The following is a 22,369-nucleotide window of genomic DNA, read 5'->3' on the forward strand; positions in this document are numbered from 1 at the left end:
CCTTTGGCTTGAATGCCGGATCCCTCTAATTTCTTGCCTAATCCTACAACAGGGGTTGGGCGGCTTGAATTCAGGCCCTATGATAATGCCCACGAGATCACGAAAATGCCGATTTAGACGAGAGATCCATATGCTCGATTTGAAAACCGCGCTTGGTAAGTATGCCGACGCGAACGGGGGCGGCGAAGGACTTTTCGAGACGCCTATCCCGGGCTTCACTTTCATGCGCACGAGCCACGCCACAATTCCGCGCCACGCTGTTTACCGGCCGTCGCTGTGCATCGTTGCCCAAGGCGAAAAGCAGGTGCTCTTCGGCGAACATACGTTCAGCTATGGCGAGATGCAGGCGCTGATCGTCAGCGTTGAAATTCCCGTGGTCGGACGCGTCTCGCGGGCGTCGCCCGAGCGGCCGCTTCTCGGTCTCATCCTCGAACTCGATCTCGGCATCATGCGCGAGGTGATGGAGGAACTTCCGAACCCGCCCGCGCCCAATGGCTACAGCGGTGTCGGCGTGTTCGTCGGCGACCTTGAAGCTCCGCTTGCCGATTGTCTCGCCCGGCTCTCGCGCCTGCTCTCGACGCCCAACGCCATACCCGTTCTCTATCCCACGATCATGCGCGAGATCACATTCTGGCTTTTGACGGGACAGCACGGCGGAGAATTCTGCAAGCTCATCTTGCCCAACAGCCGGACGCGGCGGCTTGCCGAGGCGATCCAGGTTCTGCGCCAGGATTTCGCGCGGCCCATCCGCATCGAACAGCTCGCGTCCGTCGCCCGTATGAGCCCATCGTCGTTCCACGCGCACTTCAAGTCGCTGACGTCGATGACACCGCTGCAGTATCAAAAGCAGTTACGGCTTCTGGAAGCGCGGCGTCTGATGGCGGCCGGCGAGATCAACGTTGCGGGTGCTGCGTATCAAGTCGGCTACGAGAGTGCCTCGCAGTTCAGCCGCGAATACACGCGCATGTTCGGCACGCCACCCAAACGCGACGTCGTCGATCTCAAGTCGTTGGCACTCGGGAGCCCGGTATGAATTTAGAATCCGACGGGCGGGATCATCGCCCTGAGGGGGACCACGAGAGCCGTGCCCGGGGGCCGGGCGAGATCACCACGACGTGCGCGATCGTCGGCGCGGGACCGGCCGGGCTCATGCTTGGCCTCATGCTGGCGCGGGCCGGTATCGATGTGACCGTCATCGAGAAGCACGGCGATTTCCTGCGCGATTTCCGCGGCGACACCATTCATCCCTCGACGTTGCAGGTCATGGAGGAGCTTGGGCTCGCTGACGAACTTCTGAAGCTTCCGCATACGGAGGCGCGCACGCTCAATGCGGAAGTCGGCGGCAAGAACATCACCATCGCGGACTTCTCGTGGCTGCCGGCGAAGAACCGTTTCATCGCCTTCATGCCGCAATGGGATTTTCTCGATTTCCTCGCGCGCGAGGCGAAGCGCCATCCGAATTTCCGCTTGCTGATGCGGACCGAGGTGACGGATCTCATCACACAGGGCGACCGCGTCACCGGGCTTCGCGCCATGACGGCAGACGGACCGTTGACGATCCACACGACGCTCATCGTGGGCGCCGATGGCCGCAACTCGGTGGTGCGTGATCTCGCGGGGCTCGAAGTCGAGAGCTTCGGGAACCCCAGCGAAGTACTCTGGATGAAGCTTTCGCATGCGCCGGAGGATCCGGAGCAGACGATGGGTCATGCCGGTCCACGGCAAGGCTTCGTCATGATCGATCGCGGCGACTACTGGCAATGCGGATTTGTCGTCCGCAAAAGCACGTACGCCGAGATCAAGGACGGTGGCATCGATGCCTTCCGCGAGATGGTCGCTGCCGTCTCGCCGCTGCCGCGCGAACGGGTGCAGGAAATCCGTTCGTTCGACGATGTGCATCTGCTCGCCGTGCGCATCGACCGCTTGAAGCGGTGGTGGCGTCCGGGCCTTCTGTGCATCGGCGACGCTGCGCACGCGATGTCGCCGATCGGCGGTGTCGGCGTCAATCTCGCGATCCAGGATGCTGTCGCGACCGCCAACATCTTGACCGGGCCGCTGAAAGAGGGCCGTTTGTCCAACGCGCATCTCGCGGCAGTCGAAACCCGGCGTTCATTTCCGACGCGGGCGACGCAAAAGCTGCAGCTGATGATGCGCCGCGACCGGAAAAAGCGCGACGCTGGCGTGCCTCAGGAACGCTCCGGGCCGCCGGGCTTTGTTCTCGGCATCGCCAAATGGCCCATTCTCGCGCATCTGGCCGGCCGTCTCATCGGCTTTGGCTTCCGCCCGGAACATGTGCGCTACCGCACGCGTCCTTAACCTGCGGCGAATTTCGGGATATTCGGAGTCGCGCGGAATTCCCTATAAGCGCGACACGTTGCAACGAGGGCTGACGGGGTTTGGATTCTCTCAATTTCAAGACCGAGATGGCGTTCGATTACGGCACGCCTTCTCCGATGGGACCGGGCGTCGTTCGCCTCGTCGCGGATAATCCGAGCCCGTTCACGTTTAAGGGCACCAACACTTATCTCGTCGGCTCCACGTCGCTTGCCGTCATCGATGCCGGACCTGACAGCGACGCGCATCGCGCCGCCATTTTGAAAGCGGCGGCCGGGCGACCGATCACCCACATCTTCACGACGCACGCGCATCGCGATCACGTCGATGGCCTCGCCAAGCTCAAAGCCGAAACCGGGGCGCTTACCGCCGCCTATGCGCGCGATCCCTCCGCCGGGAAAATCGCGCTCGAGAACAGCCCGTCGGGCAGCTACTTCGTCGATTATGATTTCGTGCCCGACATCGCGCTCAAGGGCGGCGACACCGTCACGGGCGAAGACTGGGCGTTGACCGCGATCCACACGCCGGGCCATGCGCCCGATCATCTCTGCTTCGCGCTCGAAGGCCGCCGCCTCGTCTTCTCGGGCGATCACGTGATGGCGTGGAACACGACCGTCATCGCGCCACCGGAAGGGCGCATGGCCGATTACGTCGCCTCGCTCGAAATTCTGCTCGACCGCAACGACGATGTTTTCCTGCCGGGCCACGGCGGCCGCCTCAACGATCCGCAGCGCACGGTCAAAGCCTATCTGCTCCACCGCACGTGGCGGGAAAAATCCGTGCTCGATGCGCTTGTCGCGGGCGCCACGACTATTCGACGGATTGTGCCCGAGGTCTATCGCGGCCTTGCCCCCCAGCTCCTCCCGGCGGCGATGCTTTCCGTGCAGGCCCACGTTGAGTATCTAATCGAGAGGGGTTTGGTCGCTTCCGATCTGCCTTTGACGCCCGACCGTGCGCTTTCTCTGTCTTGAGCTTGTTGCGCCTTTCGACGATCGCACGCGTATCCTTATCGACATCGGGAACGGACGCCTCGAAGCGGCTCGCGACCTCCTTCAAAATCGCGCGAACGTGCGCGGCGTTGCGGCCGAAGTCGACACCGCCGTAGCGAGCGGCCGCCCGCACATCGATGCGGGACGATCCATCCTCGCCCAGCACGCGGATGACGATGTCGTCCACCAGCCCTAAAATCTGCGAATTGTCGGACAGCTCGATGAAGCCCGGCGCGTCCTCTTCATCCTCGGGCGGCACTTCAAGCGTCGTCTTCAGCTTCAGCTTGGCGAGCGCCTGCAGCACCAGCTCGAACGTTTCCTCCGTCGGTCTCGGCAGCACCAGGCTCTTCAGATCCGGATAGTTGGCGCGCTGCAGCTCGGCAAACTCGTCGCCCGGATACTCCACCGGGTTGGCATCGGCCGTGCGGCCTTCCTTCGCCTCCGTAAACTCGGGCGGCTCATCGAGATCGGTCGAGACGTCGTTGATCGGCGGCCAATTGAAACTCACGAACCAGACGCCCGCCGGAATGGCGAGCAGTCCCAGCGCCACCAGCGTACCGCAGAACACGCGTGCCGCGCCCTGGCGTCCCGTCACCCAGATGTCGAGGCCCGCCACCAGCGCCATCAGCAGCGATAACCCGGCGGCGAAAATGACGATGTAGGCGATCGTCATGGCGACGGGCGTGGGCAGCAGATGCAGCCGGTGCAGCACCGCCGTCACCAGCGCGGCAACAGCCGAGAAGATCGCAATGCGGCTCGTCCACTTGGCGAGGAACGAGGGCGGGCGCCCCGCCGCGTAGTAGATGCGCGTCGACTGATAGCGGTCGCGCAGGCGGCGCCGTGCGCGGCGTTCGTCGATGCGATCCGTTACCATGCGAGCCTCACGTCCCTGTCCCTCTCACTCTCCGGGCCTTCACGTTGCACATCACGGGTAAAGACGGGATTTGTGCCAGGCTTCGCGCGGCGCGTCGCGGCGGAAGACGACGCGGTCGTGCAGCCGGTACGGCCTGCTCATCCAGAACTCGATCTCGACGGGAAGCACGCGGAACCCCGACCAATAGGCCGGACGCGGTATCGCCTCTTCTGGGAACTTGGCTTCGTAATGATGCACCTTCGCCTCCAGCACGTCGCGCGAGGAGAGCGGCCGCGACTGCTGCGAGGCCCAGGCGCCGATGCGGCTCAGTCGCGGACGCGAGGCGTAATAGGCATCCGCCTCGCCGTGCGAGACGAGCGATACGGGCCCGCGGATGCGCACCTGCCGTTCCAGGCTCTTCCAGTGGAACAAGAGCGCCGCCTTCGGATTGGCGAGCAGCTCGCGGCCCTTGGCGCTTTCGAAGTTCGTATAGAAGACGAAGCCGCGATCTTCGCTCCCCGGCTTATCGAGTCCTTTCAGCAGCACGGTGCGGACGTTGGGCATGCCGCCGGCATCGACGGTCGCCAGCGCCATGGCGTTGGGATCGTTCGGTTCGTACTTCTCCGCCTCCGTCATCCAGGTCTCAAACAGCAGGAACGGATCCTCCGCCATGGAGAAATCCGGCGCCGTTTCTGGAGCCGAGGTCGAGGCGATTTCGGTGTCACTCATGAGTTGCGTACCCAACGCTGAAGTTCGGTTCAAAGTGCAGAGTCGCGCGTTCGGAACGCTTTTCCAAGGTGCTCCAGGACGTTGGCGGACGCGAACCCCTTAGGACACAGCGCGACATATGTTCAGGGCCTTTTAACCATACTGAGGCAGACTCACCGTATGGTTTTGTGTGGCGCGCGTCGCGATGCGCCTGAGTGAAAGTTGCGTTTATGTCCTCAAATTCGACCCTATTCTCGACTGCCGCGGCCGGCGCAACAGCTTTTGCGCTGGTTGCGGCCATTTTCCTACCTTACGGCCTCGCCTGGGCTGACGGCCAGCCCCTCGCGTCGGTCACCTGCCCGGGAACGAGTGCGGTTCAAGACAAAACCCAGCTCACCGGCATCAAGCCCACCCTCGACCAGGACGACGAATACGCGGCGCTCGAAAGCGTGCAATTGGCGCTGACCGAAGTCGCCGACGGTTCGAGCTATGTCTGGCACCGCGCGCACGGACGGCTCTCCGGCGTCGTCAAACCCCTCGCCTCGTTCAAGGACACGCGCGGCAGCGTCTGCCGCCATGCCGTCGTCACGCTGACCGGCGTCGATACGACGAAAGAAACCGAAATCGTCGCCTGCCGCCTGCCCACCGGCATCTGGCAGCTCTCATCGTAATTCCCCTCGGCTTCCCCCGAGCTTCGCTTACCGATCCCTTCCAGACCAAACTGAAAAAGGCAGCGCAAGCTGCCTTTTTTTGTTTAGGCGATTTGGAGGACGCGTTCGTGCGCCGGATCGGAGCGCGGTGATCGCAACTTAAGCGAAGCTTTGGCGTTGGCTTCTTATCAACAGGTTATCCTAGTCCGTTCACAGACCAACTGTGGCGCGGACTTTGGGAATCACTGCTCATTACCCCGACCGGGGGAACCAATGCTGGCATTCACATCGATACTCGTTACCGCGCTCGCTGCCTTTGCTGGCGCACCGATATGGTTCGGGCTGATCGGCGCGGCTGTACTCTTTTCGATTTCATTCCGTGAGCACCGCAAGTTTACCGCCCGCTTCTCGAACATCGGCGCATCGCAAATGCTGACAATGGCGCACTGGCAAAGTGCTGGCCATGCGATCATCGCGAGTGGCGCGGCTTTCGCGATAGGCGTCGCTAGCCGTTGGGCCTTGCTAGTTTAGCAATCCAGTTGCTGGAGGGACCGACAGGAGGCGGCGGTTCCTGCGGCTGCGCTGCACCGTCAGCAGCCGCGTTCTGCGAGCGATTTATTTTTGCTATCGCTGCGTTTACTCGCTCTAGCCCTGCGCTACCTGCGGGCGTCGATCTGAAACCCTGATAGATCGTCAAGGCATGCTGAAAGCAGGTATTTGCCGCCGGAAGGAAGCCCTGCTTCACTCTAACGTTTCCGCGATGCTCGAAGGTCAGAGCCCGTTCCATTGCTTCCGACGGAGGAAGCACCGAAAGTGCATTTCCGAGAGCCGCACTTGCATTGGCAAGGGCGGGCGATGGTAAAGTTTCGAAGGTGGTAGCCTGCAAACGGTATGCACGAGCAAGTGGAGTTCCACCCGCAGCAAGTCGAAGTGAGATCAGCTGGTTGAACCGCTCCAGCGCGCCCGCAGGATTTGCCAGTTCAAGCAGCATCATCCCGGCGTATTCAATCGCATCAACGTCATTGGGGTCGATTTCGATTGCAGCGTTGAAATGCTCAAGTGCAGCCTCACGCGAAGCCCGCCGTTCTTCGGGGTCTTGAATGTTTCTCGACGCGTGCTTTGCGCCGAGCAGCAGGTGGGCTAAGGCTTGCCGTCTTTTGAATTCTTCCATCTGTTTCTGCGCCAGCAGAACCTGATTGGAACTTATTGCTATAGCGCCGTGCAAGTCGTTGACCGCTGCGGCCCCGAAGCCCCAATCCATTTTGCGAAGCGACCTGCTAACGGCGCGAGCATCAAAAGTGGGCTCCTCGAGCGATCTAGCCGGTGATGGACAACGGAAAAGACTCGCAACCGACTCTCTCGATTCCTCCAAGCGCTTTTCCTGGCGCCCCAAAAACTCTTCGATCCTATCGAGAAGACGATATCCCGAACTGCGCCACTTAATGAAAACCCCGTAAGCGGCAGGAACAATTGGAATGAGAACGCTCAATATTTTTGGAGCTTGAATTCCATGGAAGAACGTCTCAGCGACGTGTGACCATTGCTCCAAAACCGAATGCACGAGTTCTTCGAACATGCGACGCCCCCGCAACGCAACAAACGCAACCCACCTTTTCGTTAATTTTGCGCAGAGCGGATCATCTGTACAGCCCTCTCTTCATGCTTTTGCCGCTTTTCTATTTCGCAGCCATTTCCCCCCACTCAAAAAAACTTATCCCCGCGCTCGCAACCGCTCGCATAATCACATCGCCCATCCGGTGAAGGGCTCGTGCGCAAGGCGTTGCGCCGGGCTCGGGTGGGGCAGCCCGACCCGGGGCGTAACGCGCGCTTCCGGACAAGGCGATCGGCAAGGTTCGCACAGGGTGAGAAGCCTGTGTGCGGAGCATCCCGCTGACGTAAAGTGACCCTGCTCGAGACCCTGTTCTCGGTCTGTCACGGAGCGGATCGGTTCCGAGACTTCATTGCTGTACGACCCAGCCGCGGAACCCGTCCGCTCCGTGCTTTATTGATGGTGCCAACGACTCCGCTTCCGCGGAGGCGGGTTTTTTGCTTGGCGCACGGCGACTCCCCTCCGGGGAGCCGGCCGCCGTGCGCGGGCGTGTTGCTGCGTCCGGGATTCTCCATTGGAGTTCGCACCGGCAACACCGCTGGCGCGGAGCCGGCCGCCGGTGCGGAAGAGATTGGGGGAATTTTCAGCGGCGAGAGCCGTGATAGCCGGAGACGAAATGATGGCCGCCGCGTCCGCCCGTGACAGCGTTGGCGATGAGCGTGCCCAACACGGTGACGATGACGCCAATGACGATCTGCGAGAACCAACCCTGCATGGCCCGACGATACCCCGCTCCAACAACAGCCGATGTCTCTTTCGCCGCCCCGGACTTGAACCGGCTGCGCTCAGCCTTCCCTCGCACGCCGCCCGCTCTTTTGCGCGGATCCCGCGCGGCGGAATTCGGGCGCTCCCCGCTCCTTCAAAACTGTCATCCTCGGCTCCATGCCGAGGATCCATGGTTCCGCTGGCGCCTGCTGCCCGATGGATCCTCGGGACAAGCCCGAGGATGACATTGCGGCTGGCTGGAAAGACCCGCGCCTCCCGCTTGTCATCCCGGCCGGAGCGCAGCGCAGAGCCGGGACCCAGGCCGGTATCGGATGGCAGCTGTGAGCCCATCTCTCTCCCAACGTCATCCCGGCGAAGGCCGGGATCCGTCCAGGCAGGATGATTGCGATGAAACGTACGCTTGGGCAGATCCCCGCCTGCGCGGGGATGACGTCTCTGGGGCAGCGAAGACGGCACCAGCCGCTGTCATCCTCGGCTTCATGCCGAGGATCCATGGTTCCGCTGGCGCCTGCTGCCCGATGGATCCTCGGGACAAGCCCGAGGATGACATCGCTGTTGGATCCAAAGCACCGCGACGCTTCGCAATGCCGTCGAGCGAGTGCCGTACCGTGAGCGCGGCATTCTTGCCACGGCAGCGCTTCATTTGCGCAACCTGGGGTGCATATGCGGAGGGGCGCTTGCGGAACGGGACGAGAACGTGTAGCGTACATACACGATTTGTACCGTCATTTGCGGGTGTCCGATCGGTGGTCAGCGTTTCGGCCGTCGGCGCGCGCACAGCCAGAAAGGCTCAAGACGAAACGCGATGCTCACCGAGAAACAGAAAGACCTCCTGCTCTTCATCCACGCGCGCATGCAAGAACGCGGCGTGCCGCCCTCCTTCGATGAAATGAAGGATGCGCTGGATCTGAGGTCGAAGTCCGGCATTCACCGCCTCATCACGGCGCTGGTCGAGCGCGGGTTTATCCGCCGGCTGCCGCACCGGGCGCGGGCCATCGAGGTGATCAAGCTTCCCGATAATCAGACCCTCGGCGCAAGCGCCAGCTCGAGTGCCGGGAACGGCGCCGGTGCGTCCGTTGCCTCCATCGCGCCCCAGCGCGGCTTCCAGCCGAGCGTCATCGAAGGCTCGGGCCCGCGCGCCAGCGCCCCGCAGCCGCCGCCCTCGCACGTCATCGACGCGCGCACGGTGTCGATCCCGGTCATGGGCCGCATCGCTGCCGGCACGCCGATCAGCGCCATTCAGAACCACACCCACGACATCGCCGTGCCACCCGACATTCTGACGAATGGCGAGCATTTCGCGCTCGAGGTGAAGGGCGACTCGATGATCGAGGCCGGCATTCACGACGGCGACACGGTCATCATCCGCCGCTGCAACAACGCCGAGAACGGCGACATCGTCGTGGCGCTCGTCGAGGGCGAGGAAGCGACGTTGAAGCGGTTGCGCAAGAAGGGCTCGACGATCGCGCTCGAGGCGGCCAATCCCGAGTTCAAGACGCGCATTTTCGGGCCGGATCAGGTGGATATCCAGGGCCGGCTCGTCGGGCTTCTGCGGCGCTACTGAGCGTCGGCTGGGGCCTCCCCTCCCGCGGGCGCGTCGTCCGGCCAATCTGTGGCGAACTCTGCCCCCTCGCCGGGGTCCTCCTCGGCGAGCGTCCTGGGTTCCGCCTCTGCCTCCGTCTCCGGCATCAAGCCTGCCTGTGCGTTTGTGGCTGGGCCGGACGCTCCCCTCGCCCCTCCCCCGGTCCCTGGCGCTGCCCCCGGCTTTTCCAGGATGCGCGGCTTCGGCAGCGGCGTCCTTCGTTCCGGCATGACGCTCCACGGCCGCTCGCCGCGATGGCTCGCCACGGTGGTCAGGCGCACGTTCGGTTCCGGGCTGTCGTCGCTCGCCTCGACGTAAAGCGCGTAGGCGCCGTTGCGCCAGCGGTCAAAGACGTCGATGACGGTTTTCGGGACAGCGCACTCTTCCGGCTTTGGATCGTTGATCACGAGCACGTCGGCGTTGAGGCAATCGTCGGTGACGGCGGCTGGATGGTTCGCGACGGCGACGGTCGCGCCTTTGACGCGGGCGATGCATCCGGCCGCGTCGCACGTGAAGGCATCACCCTTTTGCGCCTCGCGCGCTGAGCGGCCATCGCCGTCGTATTCAAGCCAGCGATCGAGATCGTATTTCGAGCCTTTTCCAGGCAGCGCGGAGAGCTTGCCCGAGGCATCGCGCACGGCGACGAGACCTTTTTGGCCGACCAGGATATCGGGCCGCGGCATCCACGGCGCGAGAAGCACGCCGAGAAGCACGAATGCTGCGCCGAGCAATCGTATGCGCGTCTGCCAAAGCGTGAGCCACATGCCGCCTGCGAGCATGAGCATGAATGCGAGCGCGGGAATTTCGGGAATGTGTCCGACAGCGCCGGGCAACGCGCCGACTTTGTTCGCGCACCACACCATGCCTTCAATTCCCCAGCCCATCGGCGTCAGGCCAATGCCTTCGAGCCCGAACGGCATCAGCACCATCGCCAGCAGCGCCGACGGCATGACGACGACGTTGCAAATGGGAATGGCGATCATGTTGCCGAGCACGGCATATTGCTGGCTCTGGTGGAAGTTGTAGGCGGCGAACGGCGCCACGGCGGCGCTGGCGATCAGCGTCGAGGCGATGATTTCGCCGAAGAACTGGATGATCCTCATAATCGGATTGGGCCGCGACTGCCGGCGCACGAAACGCATCAACAGCTCATGCGAGGCGATGAGTGCGGTGACGGCGGCAAACGACATCTGAAAGCCCGCATCAAGCAGGCTTTCGGGAAAGACGAGCAGGATCAGAAGCGCGGCGAGCGCAACGTTTCGCAATGCCAGCGCGGGGCGATCGAGCAGCACGGCGCCGAAGATGATCAGGATCATCAGCGCAGAGCGCACCGTCGCGAACTGGCCGCCGGAAATCGCGAGATAGGCGATCGCGCTCAGGATTCCCGCGACGGCCGCGATCTTCTTGATCGGCAGCGTCAGCGCGATCAGCGGAATTGCCGCCAATATCAGGCGCACCGAATAGAACACGGCGCCCGCAGCGATCACCATGTGCAGGCCCGAGATCGACAGGATGTGAAAGAGGCCGGAATTCTTGAAAGCATCGTTCGTTGCCGCGGTGATGCCGCCGCGTTCGCCGGTGATGAGTGCGATCGCGATCTCGCCGGTCTCTCCCGGCAGTGCTTGGCGAATGCGCGCGGCGATGGCTTGGCGCACATTTTCGATGCCGCGGCGATACCATTCCTTCAATGTGCCCGAGTCTTCGCGGCCCTCGATGACGGGCGCTGCGAACGCGTAGCCGACGCCGCCGACGGAATCGAACCACGCCGTGCGCGCATAATCGAAACCGCCCGGCAGCGGCGGCTTCGCGGGCGGCGACAGGTTCGCCTTGATCCGTATGCGATCTCCGGGCGCTGCGATTGAGCGCGCGGACATCGTACGGACGCGAATGACAGCCGGCGTCTTTTCAGCGGTGAGGCCCGTAATACTGGGCTTGCTGATCGTGAGGCGCTGGCCACGCGGGGTCTTGGCTTCGACCATCGTTACGGTACCGGTGATCTCGGCGTTATGAAGCGCCTTCGTCAGTACCGGCGCGCGCACGGCCTCGACGCGCAGCTTGGCAATGGCAAAGCCTGCTCCGGCGAGGACGAGTGCGGTGATCATGATTGCGGTCAGCGTTCCTGAGCGCACCGTCAAGCGCCAGATGAGCGCCAGCACGAATGGCGCGAACGCCATGATCGTCGCGGGTTCGGCGGGAAGCGCAAAATAAGCCGCGATGCCGGCGCCGAGACAAACGGGCGCCCACAGGAAGAAGCTTTCGCGTTCGGCGTCGAACAAAAGAGCCGCGCGGCTCAGCCCACTTTGCGGCTGTGCGGCAAATTCCGTCTCCAGGTCCGCCGCTTCGACCGACATGCCCCTCGCCCATTACAAGCCGAAGGGCGGCTTTTCCGCCCCCTTAACTTGTCCCACCTCACATGCTACGAGCGGAGCCTCATTCCCTCAATGGCAGGCGAGCAAAAAGGTCAATGTCCGAGACCGTTACACCGAGTGCGCCCATCGTTCGATTTGCACCCTCCCCGACGGGCTATCTGCATATCGGAGGCGCACGCACGGCGCTCTTCAACTGGCTTTATGCGCGCGGCCGCGGCGGACGCTTCCTCTTGCGCATCGAGGATACGGACCGGGAGCGCAACAACGAGGCGGCGGTTGCGGCCATTCTCGATGGCGTGAAGTGGCTTGGGCTCGACTGGGACGGCGAGGTCGTGTCGCAGTTTTCGCGCGCCGACCGGCATCGCGAGGTTGCCAACGAACTTCTCGCCCGCGGCGCTGCCTACTACTGCTATTCCTCGCCCGCCGAGATCGAGGCTGCGCGCGAGAAGGCGAAGGCCGAGGGCCGGCCGCAGATCTTCCTATCGCCCTGGCGCGATCGCGATCCCAATGACGCGCCGGAAGACGTGAAGCCGGTCATCCGGCTCAAGGCCCCGCGCGAGGGCGAGACGATCGTCAACGATCACGTGCAGGGCCGCGTCGCATTTCCGAACAAAGATCTCGACGATCTGATCATCCTGCGATCCGACGGCAACCCGACGTACAATCTCGCTGTCGTCGTCGACGATCATGACATGGAGATCACGCACGTCATTCGCGGCGCCGACCATCTGACGAACGCCGCGCGGCAGACGCAGATCTACCTCGGCATGGGCTGGCACGTTCCCGAGTTCGCGCATGTGCCGCTCATTCACGGCGCGGACGGTGCGAAGCTGTCGAAGCGTCACGGCGCGCAAGGCGTCGAGGAATATCGCGACATGGGCTATCTGCCCATCGCCTTGCGCAATTACCTCGTGCGTCTCGGCTGGAGCCACGGCGACGATGAAATCATTTCGCCGGAAAATCTCATCTCTTGGTTCGACATCGACGGCATCAACAAGAGCCCGGCGCGCTTGGACTTCAAGAAGCTCGACGATTTGAACGGTCATTACATCCGCGCCTCTCAGGACGCGGAACTTGAAGAGCACGTGCGGGGAATGCTGCCGCATTTGAACTTCCAGGCGCTTGCTGAAATCCCCGCCGATCCCAAAGCACCGGTGCGTCCAGACATTGCCTTGGCGCGCGAAGTTCTGCGCCAGCTTCCGGCTGTTGTTTCCGGCAAGCTCCTGGCTGACGCCTTCGCGGCCAAAGGCTGGGAGAAGTTCCGAGCTGCCATTCCCTCGCTCAAAGAACGCTCGAAGACGCTGGCGGAACTCGTTGGCGGCGCTTTGTTCATCGTCGCCGAGCGGCCGCTGAAGCTCGAGGACAAGGCAGCAAAGCTGCTCTCACCCGAAGGCCGCGCGTCGAATTCGGCTGTGCTCGAATTGTTGTCCCAAGTGCCGGATGCCGAATGGTCTGCCGCCTTGCTGGAAGCCAAGGTCAAGGCTTACGCGGAAGAGAAAGGGTTGAAGCTCGGCAACGTCGCGCAGCCGCTTCGCGCCGCATTAACGGGGAGAGCGGTCTCGCCGCCCGTGTTCAACGTGCTTGAAGTTCTGGGCCGGGACGAGAGCTTGAGCCGGATTGCGGATGCTGCAGGATGAACGTGCGGTTAACAACCCTTGCCGCACCGCAAAAAATCCGTTAAATCCTTCAATAGCCGATTGCTTTTGTGAAGGCCGCCATGGGTTCCCAGGCCTCCAACATCCTGCCTGTCGCGCGGGGAATGCGATAACTTCAGGCATCGGTTCTGTCTTCCGGGCGAGGTGGCGAGCATGAACATCCACGACAAAGCTGCAAAGGGCGCATCAAAGCCCAGCGCGACATTGACGGTCGACAACAAGCAGGTCGAACTGTCTGTTCGTTCCGGCACGATCGGTCCCGACGTGATCGACGTCGGCAGTCTGTATAAAGAAACCGGCTGCTTCACGTACGATCCAGGCTTCACGTCGACGGCGAACTGCAAGAGCTCGATCACGTATATCGACGGCGACAAGGGCGAATTGCTCTATCGCGGCTATCCGATCGACCAGCTCGCAGAGAACACGAACTTCCTCGCGGTCTGCTATCTGCTGCTTTATGGCGAGCTGCCGACGAACGGCGAGTTCATCAATTTCCGCAAGACGATCACGAACCACACGATGGTTCACGAGCAGATGACGCGCTTTTTCACCGGCTACCGGCGCGACGCGCATCCGATGGCGGTGATGGTCGGCACGGTCGGCGCGCTGTCCTCGTTCTATCACGACTCCACCGACATCAACGATCCGGCGCAGCGCGAGGTCGCCAGCCAGCGCATGATCGCCAAGATGCCGACCATCGCGGCGATGGCTTACAAATATTCGCTCGGGCAGCCGTTCATCTATCCGCGCAACGATCTCGATTACACATCGAACTTCCTGCAGATGTGCTTCGCCGTTCCGTGCGAGCCCTACGTCGTCAATCCGACGATCTCGCGGGCGCTCGATCGTATCTTCATCCTGCACGCCGATCACGAGCAGAACGCTTCGACCTCGACGGTCCGTCTGGCGGGCTCTTCGGGCGCCAATCCGTTTGCGTGCATCTCTGCCGGTATCGCCTGCCTTTGGGGGCCCGCGCACGGCGGCGCCAACGAAGCTGCGCTGAACATGCTGAAAGAGATCGGCACCGTCGATAAGGTCCACGAGTACGTGAAGAAGGCGAAGGACAAGTCCTCCGGCTTCCGCCTCATGGGCTTCGGGCACCGCGTCTACAAGAACTACGATCCGCGCGCCAAGGTGATGCAGAAGACCTGCCACGAGGTCCTCGACGCGCTCGGCCACAAGGACGATCCGCTGCTCAAGGTCGCGTTGGAACTCGAACGCATCGCGCTTCAGGACGAGTACTTCATCGAGAAGAAGCTCTATCCGAACATCGACTTCTATTCGGGCATCACGCTGCGGGCGATGGGCTTCCCCGTCGATATGTTCACGGTGCTGTTCGCCGTCGCGCGGACCGTCGGCTGGATCGCGCAGTGGAAGGAAATGATCGAGGATCCGGAGCAGCGCATCGGCCGTCCGCGTCAGCTCTACGTCGGCCCGCCGCGCCGCGATTTCCCTGCGGCCTGACCGGTCACAACCGACAACACGACATTGGCCGCCGCCTCGCTGGGACTTGAGGCGGCGAGCCGAAGCTTTTCAGGCGCGAGCCTCAGGCCTTCGACTTGCGCCTTGCGTGCTTCCGTATCGCCGAGAAGCGGCTCCAGCGCGTTCGCCAGATTCTCCGCCGTGCAGGCCTCCTGCAGATATTCGGGATAAACGTTCCGGCCGATGACGAGGTTCGCGAGCACGACGCTCGATACCTTGAGCAGGAAGCGCAGGTTCGCGATCAGCTTATCGACTTTGTAGGCGACGACCGACGGCGTGCCGGCGAGCGCGAGTTCCAGCGTCACCGTGCCTGATGCGGCGAGTGCCGCTCGGGCGAGCCGCATGGCGGCGTATTTGTCATCCGCCGATGCATCGAGGATGTGCGGCTTCACGGTCCAGTTTGCCGTCTTTTCCTCGATGCGTTGGCGCAGGTGGCGGACGGCGGGAATGACGACTTCGAACGGCCCCATGTTGGCTAGGCGCGTGACCGCTTCGCCGAACACGTCGATCAGACGGTCGACTTCCGAAGTCCTGCTTCCGGGCAGGACGAGGAGAACGGGGCGTTCGGGTGCGAGATTGAGCCTTGACGCCAGTCCCTTGGCGTCGGCGTTTTGGATCTCATCCAACTTCTCGATCAGCGGATGGCCGACATAGGTGCACGCGGGGCCGCCGAGACGTTCATGCGCCGCGGGCTCGAACGGCAGAAGCGCCAGGATATGATCGACGTAGGGCCGCATGCGTTTCGCGCGGCCGGGACGCCAAGCCCAAACGCTCGGGCTGACATAATCGACGATCGGGATATGCGGTGCGCGCTTGCGGATGCGCTTCGCGATCGGGTGCGTGAACTCGGGGCTGTCGATGATGACGACCGCATCGGGCGCGAACGCTACTGCCTCATCGACCGTCTGATAGACGCGGCGGAGAATGCGGGGCAGCTTCGGCAGGATCGACATCGGGCCCATGACGGCCACGTCTTCGATGGGAAAGAGCGAGCGGAAGCCCTGCTCCGCCATTTCCTCGCCGCCGACACCCGAGAATTCGATCTGGCCAGGATACTGCTTCTTCAGTGCGCCGATGAGTTTCGCGCCCAAGGCGTCGCCCGAGTGCTCGCCTGCAACGAGGAAAATCTTCAAGGGCTTTGGTCCTGAACCAGAGTTGGCGGAGGCGAGAAACGTCGTGGATTTGTTTGCCAGCTGAATGAAGCTGGGCGACGTTTCGCTCGTGCCGGTGATCGCGATGCCGGTGAGATGGGCGCTCTGCACCGCCGTCATGAGAGCTTCGTCGAGCGCATACGTCTCGCCAAGAACGAGGACGCCGCGGCGGCGCGTGTTCTTTCCGCGCAGCAGTCGCACGCGATCTGCGACCGAGGCTGGGTCTTCCGAGGTTCCGACGGCGAGGATGCGGCCGCGGTCGATCACGACAGCCGAGCCGCCGCCGAACGGCGTCAGAGCGGACAATACGCCGGCGGCGCGTGCGATGTCTTTTTCAGCTGCTGCATCGGCGCGAAGATCGCCGAGGGCGCCCGTGCGAATGTCCGGAATGGTCGCCTTATCGCTCGTGCCCTGCCCGGCTTTGACGCCCGTGATGAAAAGCGCGTGTTCATCGGCACGCGCGATCATCTGTGAGCGGTCGGCGGTGAGCACGTGGCCGGCCATGACGGCGATGCCGCTGAGCCCGGCGGCGCTCGCGCCTTCGACCGTGTTCGGGCCTATGGCGGGAAGATCGACGCGAAGGTCTTGGCCCGGTTTCGGGCGCTTGACGAGAACGCCGTAGCGTTCGCTGTCGCCTCGCGCGCGGCGCGCCTCGGCGACGCGCTTCAGCATGCGGTCCGTGCCCTCCGCACCTTCGATCGCTTCGATCCGGCCGCGACTGACGACGGCGGCCTGTCCGATATCGTAGGGTCCGAGCGCGGCGACAAGATCAAAGCCCAATGCGATGTCGGCGGTGCTCGAAGGCGATGGCACCGCGTTCGTCAGGCTGCCGTCGCTGATGAGCAGCTCGGGCGCCACCTGCTCGACGCCGACGACGTTGAGGCCGAGCGATTCAAAAAGCGCGAGAAGTCCGCGCAGCACGGCGTCATCGCCGCCCGCCTTCAGCAGCTTTGCGACGGTCGGCACCAGCCGAACGAAGGTCAGATCCGGGCGCGCCGTCGCCAATGCCGGGCGTCCGTAGCCGCCGAGCAGCAGCGCGTCGCTGATGCCCGCACGGCGGATTGCGGCCGCGGCACGGCCCGGCTGCGCCCAGTTGACGATCGTATGGGGGTATGCGGCGAGCGCCGGATTGGCGGCGCCCTCCACCATGACGACATGGACTTCGCCGCCGCGCCGGGTGACGCTTTCAGCGACTTCGAGAGGAAGCGAGCCGGAGCCAGCGATGATTCCGATGCGCTTCATCGGCCCGTCCATGGGCTGTTTCAGCTCTCGACGCCGTTCTTGGGCGTGCACAGCGAACGCTTGCCGCCCTTGCGGATGAACGCCAGGATTTCCTCCACCGAGGCGTGGCCCGCAAATTCTTCCGCGACGTCGTCCATGCGTTCGATCAGCGTGCCTTCAGCGGCAAACAGCAGCCGGTAAGCGCGGCGCAGATCGTGGATGTCGTTGCGCGAAAAACCGCGCCGCTGCAGGCCGACGATGTTCAGGCCCGAAAGGTAGGCGCGGTTGCCGAGCGCCATGCCGTACGGGATCAGATCGTTCTCCAAGCCCGACATGCCGCCGACGAAGGCGTGATGGCCGACGCGCGCATACTGAATGACGGCCGCGCCGCCGCCGATGATCGCGAAGTCACCAACGTTGCAATGCCCGGCCAGCATGACGTTGTTGGAGAAGATCACGCCGTTGCCGACGTGGCAGTCGTGACCCACATGGCTGTTCGCCAGGAAGGCGCAGCCGTCGCCCACGACCGTGACCGAGCCGCCGCCAGCGGTGCCCGGATTCATCGTCACGCCTTCGCGGATGATGCAATCCGAGCCGATGGTCAGCGAGCACGGCTCGCCTTTGTATTTCAGGTCCTGCGGCTGGTGGCCGATGGAGGCGAACGGAAAGATGCGCGTGCCGGCGCCGATCGCCGTCGTTCCGGCGACGACCACGTGGCTCACAAGCTCCACGCGCTCGCCGAGCGTGACGTCGCGGCCGACGATGCAGAAGGGCCCGACCTTCACGCCGGCCCCGAGCTTCGCTCCGTCTTCGACGATTGCCGTCGGATGAACTTCCACTTCAGCCATTTTGGCTCGCAAAGGCGCGCGCGTCGGCACTGTCGGCCAGCATGGCGCTGATTTCAGCTTCGGCGACCGTCTTGCCGTCGACCTTCGCCTCGCCCTTGAAGCGCCAGACGCGGCCGCGGTTGCGGACCTTGCGCACGTGATAATGCAGCTGATCGCCGGGCAAGACGGGCTTGCGGAACTTGGCGTTGTCGATGCCCATGAAGTACACGAGGTCAGCCTTGTAGTCCTGGCCGATGCTGGAGACGCAGAGCGCGCCCGCCGTCTGTGCGAGGCCTTCGATGATCAGTACGCCCGGCATCACCGGGAACTGCGGGAAGTGACCCTGGAAGAAGGGCTCGTTGATCGTGACGTTCTTGACGCCAACGCAGCTTTCGTCCCCGTCCATGTCGTACATGCGATCGACAAGGAGGAACGGGTAGCGATGCGGCAGCAGCTTCATCACGCGGTGAATGTCCGCGGTGCCGAGAGTCTTGCCCGCCGTTGCCTTGCCTTCCATAGTCGTGTGCTCCAAAAAAATTATACTCGAACGAACGAGCCGCTCTCAGCCTTCTTCAGGCTCTCACCCTTGATCGGGTTCCGGCGTCCCGTCCTCATAACTGCCTTTATCGCGCGCGACGAGCCGCTTGATCATGGCTTGTTCACGTGCGGATTCACGCAGGGGTTTCGCCGGGGTGCCGAAGTAACGCGCGCCGGCCGGCACATCGTGCGTCGGATGCGAAGCCCCGGCAATTTGCGCGCCGCTGCCGATCTTGATGTGACCGACTGTTCCGGATTGACCGCCCATGACGACGAAGTCGCCCAGCTCGGTCGAGCCTGAAATGCCGGTCATCGACACGATCACGCAGTGGCGACCGATGACGACGTTGTGCCCGATCTGGACGAGATTATCAATTTTGGTGCCCTCACCGATAATCGTATCCTTAAGGGCGCCGCGATCGATGGTTGTATTTGCGCCGATCTCCACATCGTCTTGAACGATGACGCGGCCGATCTGCGGCACTTTGAGGTGTCCCGTCCGGCCCATGGCGAAGCCGAATCCGTCCTGACCGATGCGGACGCCGGAATGGATGATGACGCGGTCGCCCACGAGCGCATGGGTCACAGTTGCCAAAGGACCGATGAAGCAGCCGCGGCCGATGGTGACACGCGCACCGACCACGGCACCGGCGGCAATGCGGGTTCCGGCGCCGATTTGCGCCTCAGGGCCGATGATGGCGCCCGGCTCGATGATCACGCCCTCTTCAAGCTTGGCTGAGGGATCGATCGGCGGCGCGCCTGCGGAGGCCACCATGGGCTGCATGGCAGCCGGATAGAACAGCGCCAGCGCACGGGCGAAGCCGTGATAGGGCTGCCGGGTGACGAGCGCGATCGTGCCGGCGGGCACGCGGTCCACCAGCGCGGGGACGACGAGGCAGGCACCGGCCTTCGTAGCGTCGAGCTGCGGCAGATATTTGCGATTGTCGATGAAGGAGATGTGCGACGGCCCCGCTTCGTGCAACGGGCGCACGTCCTCGATCATCAAGGCCGCGTCGGCGCCGGCTGCGATTTCCGCCTGGGCCGCTGCCGCCACTTCAGAGAGTGCAAAAGGCCCGGCGCGCTCAAAGAATCCGGGATGCTCCATTAACGCTGCCTCCGGCCGCCTTCGTTCAGATTGTCGATTTTTGAATGCGTTGAATGAACGACCGGAGGGATGTTTGCAAGTCCTTGACGGCGATCGCCAACGCTCGCCCCAAGTAATCACAAGAAAAGAGCGGCGCTTGTGACGCCGCTCTTTGAATTATCAGACCGCGAGGCCGTTTGGCTCAGGCTTAGAACTTCGTCTGAGCGCCGAAGCGGAAGAACTGCGTCTCGTCGTAGGACTCTTTGGTCAGGACCTTTGCGAAGTCCATCCGCAGCGGACCAACCGGCGAGTTCCACATCAAGCTGCCGCCGACCGACGAACGGACCGAGTTGCTGTCTGCGAGCTGGCCATTGGTAAGAACCTCTCTGGCGCCGCCTGTTGCGTCCCACAGCGAGCCGGCGTCGGCGAAGACGGCGGCACTGATGCCGAGGTCGTCAGGCACCATCGGGATCGGGAAGCGAACTTCAGCCGTTGCCGCCCAGTACTTCTGGCCGCCGAGCGCGTCATGGTTGCCGGTGATGTCACGCGGACCGTAGCCCGAGCGGTCGAAACCGCGAACCGTCTCGCCACCCTTGAAGAAGGCGTCGAGCAGTCGGACGTCCTCACCACCCCAGCCCTGGATCACGCCGCCGATGGCGCGGCCGACGAAGGTGATCTTGTCGGTGATCGGGTAGTAGAAGCGGCCTTCCGCGTTCACACGCCAGTACTGAGCGTCACCACCGAGACCGGCGAAGTCGTTGGCGACTTCGATGTAGTAACCCTTGTTCGGGTTGGTCGGATGGTTGCGCTTGTCGTAGCTGATCGTGGTGCCGACGAGCGAGGTCCAATAACCGCTGTCCCGGCAATTCGGGGTAGTGCCCGCTGTGAAGTCGGTCGCGCCGCAAGCTTCCTTAATGGCTGCCGAGGCGTTGTTTCCGACGTTGAAGATCTCGTCACGAGAGATCGAGTACGCCGTCTGCATCCACATGCTCTCGGCGATCGGGAAGCCGAGACGGACCTGGCCGCCCATCTTCCGCTGATCGAAGCCCGATTCCGACGAGTAGTCGATTTCCTTGAAGAAGAGGTCGAAGCCGGCCGACAGGTTGCGGTCGAGGAAGCGCGGCTCGGTGAACGAGAAGTCCACCTGCATACGCTCGAACGAACCGGCGAGCTTCAAGCGAACGAACTGGCCGTTACCGAACAGGTTGCGCTCGGTGATCGACACGTCGCCGATGACGCCTTCACTCGTCGAGTAGCCGGCACCGAAGGAGAGTTCGCCCGTCGACTGCTCTTCGACCTGGACGTCGAGGACGATACGGTCAGGCGCGGAGCCCGGACGGCGCTTGATATCGACGTTCTTGAAGAGACCGAGCGACTGCAGACGCTTCTTGGCGCGATCGACCATCAGCGTGTTGAAGGCGTCGCCTTCCGCCAGACGGAATTCGCGGCGGATCACGAAGTCCTTCGTGCGCGTGTTGCCGATGATGTTGATGCGCTCGATGTAAACGCGCGGACCTTCGTCGACGACGTAGGTGATGCCGATCGTGCGGCTCGCGGCATCCGGGATCGGACGCGGGCGGACACGGGCGAAGGCATAACCCTGGTCGGCGATATCGAGCGTCAGCTTCTCAGTCGTCTTGTCGATCTGCGAAGCGTCGTACGTCGTGCCGGGCTGTGTCAGCAGATTGTCCGAGAGCGTGCTGCCATCGATGCCGGGCAGCGAGCTTTCGACGTTGACCGCGCCGAAGGTGTAGGGCTGGCCCTCGTCCACCGCGAAGGTGATGAGGAAGCCCGAACCATCGGGATCGATTTCGGCGTTCGCCGCCGTGACGGTCGCGTCCGGATAGCCGTTCTTGAGGTAGTACTGGCGGATGAGTTCGCGATCGAGGTTCATACGATCGGGATCGTAGATCGACGTGCCCTTGAGGAAGTCGAACCAGCCGGCCTGCGTGGTCGAGATAATGTCGCGAAGCTGGCTGTCGGAGAACGCGTGGTTGCCCACGAAGTTGATGCCCTTGACCTTCGTCGCCTGGCCTTCGTCGATTTCGAAGACGAGGTTGACGCGGTCCTGCTCGAGCTGAATGATTTTCGGCTCGACGCTGGCGGCGAAGCGGCCCTGCCGGCGGTAGACGTCGAGAATGCGCTGCACGTCGGCCTGAGCCTTGGCGCGCGTGAAGACCGAACGCGGCTTCAACTGGACTTCGCCGGTGAGCGTGGCCGTATCGACCTCGCTGTTGCCCTCGAAGGCGACCTGATTGATGACCGGATTTTCTTTGACCGTGATGACTACGGTCGAGCCCTTGTAGTCCATGGAGACGTCGGCGAAGAGGCCGGTTCCAAAGAGGGCTTTGATCGACTCGTCGATCTTGGCGGCATTGTAGGGATCACCCGCCCCGAACTGCAGGTACGAGCGTACAGTTTCAGGTTCGACGCGCCGGTTTCCGACGACCTCGATGTTTTTGATCACGCCTTGAGCGGAAGCTGGGCCTGAAACCCAAGCTGCGTCACCCATGGCGACCACCGGCGAGAGGACTAGAAGCGCCAGAAGCAGGCGCAGTCCCGCCAAGATGATCCTAAATCTCTGCATACGCG

The 22,369-nt window shown here is 63.0% G+C and carries 17 protein-coding genes and 1 pseudogene; 8 read left to right on the forward strand and 10 right to left on the reverse strand.

Going from position 1 to position 22,369, the window contains the following annotated elements; all coding sequences use genetic code 11:
- Positions 1 to 130 precede the first annotated feature (130 nt).
- The 3 genes from VFG26_RS08870 to VFG26_RS08880 all read left to right on the forward strand — a co-directional run bounded on the left by VFG26_RS08870 (position 131) and on the right by VFG26_RS08880 (position 3,305).
- The gene (locus VFG26_RS08870; protein ID WP_325024390.1) at positions 131 to 1,033 is read left to right on the forward strand and encodes an AraC family transcriptional regulator; all 903 of its coding nucleotides are present in this window, start codon (positions 131 to 133) and stop codon (positions 1,031 to 1,033) included.
- Positions 1,030 to 2,316, forward strand: coding sequence for an FAD-dependent oxidoreductase (locus VFG26_RS08875; protein ID WP_325024392.1), 1,287 nt, complete (start codon positions 1,030 to 1,032; stop codon positions 2,314 to 2,316). Before VFG26_RS08870 ends, VFG26_RS08875 begins: the two co-directional genes overlap by 4 nt.
- A gap of 80 nt (positions 2,317 to 2,396) precedes the next feature.
- A complete protein-coding gene (locus tag VFG26_RS08880) occupies positions 2,397 to 3,305 on the forward strand; it encodes an MBL fold metallo-hydrolase (RefSeq protein WP_325024394.1) in 909 nt (302 codons plus the stop codon).
- A gap of 88 nt (positions 3,306 to 3,393) precedes the next feature.
- Here VFG26_RS08880 and VFG26_RS08885 read toward each other — a convergent pair.
- Both VFG26_RS08885 and pdxH read right to left on the reverse strand, forming a co-directional pair.
- Positions 3,394 to 4,197, reverse strand: a pseudogene (locus VFG26_RS08885) (DUF1499 domain-containing protein); the annotation flags it as partial.
- Positions 4,198 to 4,248: 51 nt separating this feature from the next.
- Entirely contained in the window at positions 4,249 to 4,890 is a 642-nt protein-coding gene (gene pdxH, locus VFG26_RS08890) for a pyridoxamine 5'-phosphate oxidase (RefSeq protein ID WP_414653275.1), read from the reverse strand.
- Between the two features lie 224 nt (positions 4,891 to 5,114).
- On the opposite strand from pdxH, the gene VFG26_RS08895 reads away from it, so the two are divergent.
- On the forward strand, positions 5,115 to 5,555 hold the full coding sequence (locus VFG26_RS08895) for an RT0821/Lpp0805 family surface protein (RefSeq protein ID WP_325024398.1): 441 nt from the start codon (positions 5,115 to 5,117) through the stop codon (positions 5,553 to 5,555).
- Between the two features lie 252 nt (positions 5,556 to 5,807).
- Positions 5,808 to 6,065, forward strand: a complete 258-nt coding sequence (locus VFG26_RS08900; RefSeq protein WP_325024400.1) for a hypothetical protein — start codon at positions 5,808 to 5,810, stop codon at positions 6,063 to 6,065.
- Here VFG26_RS08900 and VFG26_RS08905 read toward each other — a convergent pair.
- Together VFG26_RS08905 and VFG26_RS08910 are read right to left on the reverse strand one after the other, a co-directional pair.
- On the reverse strand, positions 6,040 to 7,110 hold the full coding sequence (locus VFG26_RS08905; RefSeq protein ID WP_325024402.1) for a hypothetical protein: 1,071 nt from the start codon (positions 7,108 to 7,110) through the stop codon (positions 6,040 to 6,042). The genes VFG26_RS08900 and VFG26_RS08905 overlap by 26 nt on opposite strands.
- A gap of 616 nt (positions 7,111 to 7,726) precedes the next feature.
- Positions 7,727 to 7,858 carry a hypothetical protein gene (locus tag VFG26_RS08910; protein WP_325024404.1) on the reverse strand — a complete coding sequence of 44 codons (132 nt, stop codon included), beginning with the start codon at positions 7,856 to 7,858 and terminating at the stop codon, positions 7,727 to 7,729.
- An 816-nt stretch (positions 7,859 to 8,674) separates the two neighbouring features.
- Between VFG26_RS08910 and lexA the strand changes: the two genes are divergently transcribed.
- Entirely contained in the window at positions 8,675 to 9,433 is a 759-nt protein-coding gene (lexA, locus tag VFG26_RS08915) for a transcriptional repressor LexA (RefSeq protein WP_325024406.1), read from the forward strand.
- On the opposite strand, the gene VFG26_RS08920 is transcribed toward lexA, so the two are convergent.
- Positions 9,427 to 11,802 (reverse strand): ComEC/Rec2 family competence protein, encoded by a 2,376-nt coding sequence (locus VFG26_RS08920; RefSeq protein WP_325024408.1) that lies wholly within the window; start codon positions 11,800 to 11,802, stop codon positions 9,427 to 9,429. The genes lexA and VFG26_RS08920 overlap by 7 nt on opposite strands.
- A 113-nt stretch (positions 11,803 to 11,915) precedes the next feature.
- Here VFG26_RS08920 and gltX point away from each other — a divergent pair, with 113 nt between their 5' ends.
- Together gltX and gltA are read left to right on the forward strand one after the other, a co-directional pair.
- The gene (gene gltX, locus VFG26_RS08925) at positions 11,916 to 13,457 is read left to right on the forward strand and encodes a glutamate--tRNA ligase (RefSeq protein WP_325024411.1); all 1,542 of its coding nucleotides are present in this window, start codon (positions 11,916 to 11,918) and stop codon (positions 13,455 to 13,457) included.
- A 171-nt stretch (positions 13,458 to 13,628) separates the two neighbouring features.
- Positions 13,629 to 14,939, forward strand: coding sequence for a citrate synthase (gltA, locus tag VFG26_RS08930; protein ID WP_325024413.1), 1,311 nt, complete (start codon positions 13,629 to 13,631; stop codon positions 14,937 to 14,939).
- Here gltA and lpxB read toward each other — a convergent pair.
- From lpxB to bamA, 5 genes are all read right to left on the reverse strand, one after another.
- A complete protein-coding gene (gene lpxB / locus VFG26_RS08935; RefSeq protein WP_325024415.1) occupies positions 14,900 to 17,350 on the reverse strand; it encodes a lipid-A-disaccharide synthase in 2,451 nt (816 codons plus the stop codon). The two genes, gltA and lpxB, sit on opposite strands and share 40 nt — an antisense overlap.
- 20 nt (positions 17,351 to 17,370) lie before the next feature.
- A complete protein-coding gene (lpxA, locus tag VFG26_RS08940; RefSeq protein ID WP_325024417.1) occupies positions 17,371 to 18,177 on the reverse strand; it encodes an acyl-ACP--UDP-N-acetylglucosamine O-acyltransferase in 807 nt (268 codons plus the stop codon).
- Positions 18,170 to 18,673 (reverse strand): 3-hydroxyacyl-ACP dehydratase FabZ, encoded by a 504-nt coding sequence (gene fabZ, locus VFG26_RS08945; protein WP_325024419.1) that lies wholly within the window; start codon positions 18,671 to 18,673, stop codon positions 18,170 to 18,172. Before fabZ ends, lpxA begins: the two co-directional genes overlap by 8 nt.
- A gap of 63 nt (positions 18,674 to 18,736) precedes the next feature.
- A complete protein-coding gene (gene lpxD / locus VFG26_RS08950) occupies positions 18,737 to 19,798 on the reverse strand; it encodes a UDP-3-O-(3-hydroxymyristoyl)glucosamine N-acyltransferase (protein ID WP_325024422.1) in 1,062 nt (353 codons plus the stop codon).
- 187 nt (positions 19,799 to 19,985) lie between these two features.
- Positions 19,986 to 22,364 carry an outer membrane protein assembly factor BamA gene (bamA, locus tag VFG26_RS08955; RefSeq protein ID WP_325024424.1) on the reverse strand — a complete coding sequence of 793 codons (2,379 nt, stop codon included), beginning with the start codon at positions 22,362 to 22,364 and terminating at the stop codon, positions 19,986 to 19,988.
- Positions 22,365 to 22,369 lie beyond the last annotated feature (5 nt).

The organism is Hyphomicrobium sp., from assembly GCF_035687085.1.
Lineage (GTDB): Bacteria > Pseudomonadota > Alphaproteobacteria > Rhizobiales > Hyphomicrobiaceae > Hyphomicrobium_B.

Excerpts from the sequence above, each read along its gene's own strand:
- VFG26_RS08870 (WP_325024390.1), top strand. The coding sequence starts at position 131 with ATGCTCGATTTGAAAACCGCGCTTGGTAAGTATGCCGACGCGAACGGG.
- VFG26_RS08875 (WP_325024392.1), top strand. The coding sequence starts at position 1,030 with ATGAATTTAGAATCCGACGGGCGGGATCATCGCCCTGAGGGGGACCAC.
- VFG26_RS08895 (WP_325024398.1), top strand. The coding sequence starts at position 5,115 with ATGTCCTCAAATTCGACCCTATTCTCGACTGCCGCGGCCGGCGCAACA.
- VFG26_RS08900 (WP_325024400.1), top strand. The coding sequence starts at position 5,808 with ATGCTGGCATTCACATCGATACTCGTTACCGCGCTCGCTGCCTTTGCT.
- VFG26_RS08905 (WP_325024402.1), bottom strand. The coding sequence starts at position 7,110 with ATGTTCGAAGAACTCGTGCATTCGGTTTTGGAGCAATGGTCACACGTC.
- VFG26_RS08910 (WP_325024404.1), bottom strand. The coding sequence starts at position 7,858 with ATGCAGGGTTGGTTCTCGCAGATCGTCATTGGCGTCATCGTCACCGTG.
- lexA (WP_325024406.1), top strand. The coding sequence starts at position 8,675 with ATGCTCACCGAGAAACAGAAAGACCTCCTGCTCTTCATCCACGCGCGC.
- VFG26_RS08920 (WP_325024408.1), bottom strand. The coding sequence starts at position 11,802 with ATGTCGGTCGAAGCGGCGGACCTGGAGACGGAATTTGCCGCACAGCCG.
- gltX (WP_325024411.1), top strand. The coding sequence starts at position 11,916 with ATGTCCGAGACCGTTACACCGAGTGCGCCCATCGTTCGATTTGCACCC.
- gltA (WP_325024413.1), top strand. The coding sequence starts at position 13,629 with ATGAACATCCACGACAAAGCTGCAAAGGGCGCATCAAAGCCCAGCGCG.
- lpxB (WP_325024415.1), bottom strand. The coding sequence starts at position 17,350 with ATGAAGCGCATCGGAATCATCGCTGGCTCCGGCTCGCTTCCTCTCGAA.
- lpxA (WP_325024417.1), bottom strand. The coding sequence starts at position 18,177 with ATGGCTGAAGTGGAAGTTCATCCGACGGCAATCGTCGAAGACGGAGCG.
- fabZ (WP_325024419.1), bottom strand. The coding sequence starts at position 18,673 with ATGGAAGGCAAGGCAACGGCGGGCAAGACTCTCGGCACCGCGGACATT.
- lpxD (WP_325024422.1), bottom strand. The coding sequence starts at position 19,798 with ATGGAGCATCCCGGATTCTTTGAGCGCGCCGGGCCTTTTGCACTCTCT.
- bamA (WP_325024424.1), bottom strand. The coding sequence starts at position 22,364 with ATGCAGAGATTTAGGATCATCTTGGCGGGACTGCGCCTGCTTCTGGCG.